This window comes from Streptomyces sp. NRRL WC-3549, assembly GCF_000721935.1.
Classification (GTDB): Bacteria; Actinomycetota; Actinomycetes; order Streptomycetales; family Streptomycetaceae; genus Streptomyces.
Window position 1 is genome coordinate 222,234 of the sequence record NZ_KL585395.1, and the last position, 2,013, is coordinate 224,246.

Sequence of the window (2,013 nt, forward strand, 5' to 3'; positions counted from 1 at the left end):
GCCCCCGCGGCGGTCGTCGTCATCGCCCCTCCTCCGCTTCGCTCCCGTGGCCGTGCTCGGCCTCCAGCTCGTCCCTCAGCCGCGCCTCCTGCTCACGCAGTTGCCCGGTCCGCTCCTCGAAGACGTGGGAGAAGAGGTCCAGGGGGTCGAGCGGCGGATCCGCGTTCATCTGCTCCCTGAGATCCGCAGCCATCCGCTCCGCAGCGTCACGGACCCTTCCGACGGCCTCCTCGTCCAGCAGTCCGCGCCCGGTCAGCTCCCGCTCCAGCAACAGGATCGGGTCGTGCGCACGCCAGGCCTCCACGTCGCTGTCGCCGCGGTACCGCGTCGCGTCGTCGGCGTTCGTGTGCGCGTCCATCCGGTAGGTCACCGCCTCGACCAGCGTCGGCCCCCCGCCGCTCCGCGCCCGGGCCACGGCCTCACCGAGCACCTGGTGCATCGCGATCGCATCGTTGCCGTCGACCAGTCGGCCGGGCATCCCGTAGCCCACGGCCTTGTGGGCGAGGGACGGTGCCGCGGTCTGCTTGGCCAGCGGAACCGAGATGGCGAAGCCGTTGTTCTGTACCAGGAAGACGACCGGAGCGCGCCAGACAGCCGCGAAATTCAGCGCCTCGTGGAAATCGCCCTCGCTCGTCCCGCCGTCGCCGACCATGGCGAGCGCCACCACGTCGTCGCCCTTGAGCCGGGCCGCGTGCGCGAGACCCACGGCGTGCGGCAACTGGGTGGCCAGCGGGGTGCACAGGGGCGCGATGCGGTGCTCACGCGGGTCGTAACCGGTGTGCCGGTCGCCCCGCAGCAGCGTCAGCGCGTCGACCGGATCCAGACCGCGCGCCACGGCGGCGAGCGTGTCGCGGTAACTCGGGAAGAGCCAGTCCCGGTCCTCCAGCACGAGCGCCGCCGCCACCTCGCACGCCTCCTGCCCCGTGCTCGACGGGTAGACCGCGAGACGGCCCTGCTTGGTCAGGGCCGTGGCCTGGGCGTTGTACCGGCGGCCACGCACCAGCTCCGCGTAGAGCCTGAGCAGCAGCTCGGGGTCCGCACCGGCCGCGGAGTCCGTACCGAGCACGCGATACGGCTCGGGGTCCGGGAGCAGCGGCGCGGGGTCGGTGAGCGGCTTCCAGGCCGGGGGCGGCGTGGGCCGGTAGGCGGCTGCACCGGCCAGCTCTTGGACCGTCATCACAAGCACCTCCTGGCATCGAGATGGATCGAGGGGTGTCGAAATCCGCAGAAATGTCGAGGCGTGAGCGAGGCACGGGTGTGGCGCGCCTCACCTACCGATTGTTCGGTCGCGAGTGCATTTTGGCTACAGGCACCTCCAGCCTGTGGACAAACGGTTCTCCACAGCCTGGGATAGGGACAGGTCGTCCACAACAGGGAGGCACCGGCAGATGGCAGCTGAACAAATGGCCGAAAGAGGCGAGGACGGGCTCGCCCCCACGCCGCCGGCACGGCCGCTGGACTCCGTCGACCGCGACATCCTCCGCATCCTCCGGACGGACGGGCGCGCCTCGATACGCGCCGTCGCCGAGCGGGTCCACGTGTCGCGGGCCAACGCGTACGCCCGGATCAACCGGCTCGTCGAGGACGGGGTGATCCGTGGTTTCAGCGCACGGGTGGACCATGAACGGGCCGGGCAGGGCGCCTCCGCGTACATCACGCTCAAGATCGTCCAGAACTCCTGGCGCACGGTGCGCGAACAGCTCGAAGCCCTGCCGGGCGCCTCCCACATCGCGCTGGTCAGCGGTGACTTCGACGTGCTGCTGCTGGTCCACACACCGGACAACCGGGCCCTGCGCGAGCTCGTCCTGACCAGGATCCAGGCCATCCCCGAGGTGCTGTCCACCCGCACCCTGCTGGTGTTCGAGGAAACCGACCTGGGGCCCCGCCCCGACCCCTTGCCCGAGCCCGCCTGATCCGTCAGGCGGGCGGGCCGGTCAGCGGGCGGCCCGCATGCCGTCGAAGGCGAGCCGCACGACGGTGTCCGCGAGCTGCTGCCGCTCGCCGGCCCCCTCC

2 protein-coding genes are annotated in these 2,013 nt (G+C 71.4%); one reads left to right on the forward strand and one right to left on the reverse strand.

The window, feature by feature from the left end:
- Window positions 1-19 precede the first annotated feature (19 nt).
- Window positions 20-1,177: a pyruvate dehydrogenase (acetyl-transferring) E1 component subunit alpha gene (pdhA, locus tag IH13_RS0113875; protein ID WP_031084279.1), complete on the reverse strand. Its 1,158-nt coding sequence runs from the start codon at window positions 1,175-1,177 to the stop codon at window positions 20-22.
- A 211-nt stretch (window positions 1,178-1,388) separates the two neighbouring features.
- On the opposite strand from pdhA, the gene IH13_RS0113880 reads away from it, so the two are divergent.
- The gene (locus tag IH13_RS0113880; RefSeq protein WP_082317599.1) at window positions 1,389-1,913 is read left to right on the forward strand and encodes an Lrp/AsnC family transcriptional regulator; all 525 of its coding nucleotides are present in this window, start codon (window positions 1,389-1,391) and stop codon (window positions 1,911-1,913) included.
- The last annotated feature ends 100 nt before the right edge of the window (window positions 1,914-2,013 follow it).

Coding starts and splice junctions, on each gene's coding strand:
- pdhA (WP_031084279.1), bottom strand. CDS start 1,177: ATGACGGTCCAAGAGCTGGCCGGTGCAGCCGCCTACCGGCCCACGCCG.
- IH13_RS0113880 (WP_082317599.1), top strand. CDS start 1,389: ATGGCAGCTGAACAAATGGCCGAAAGAGGCGAGGACGGGCTCGCCCCC.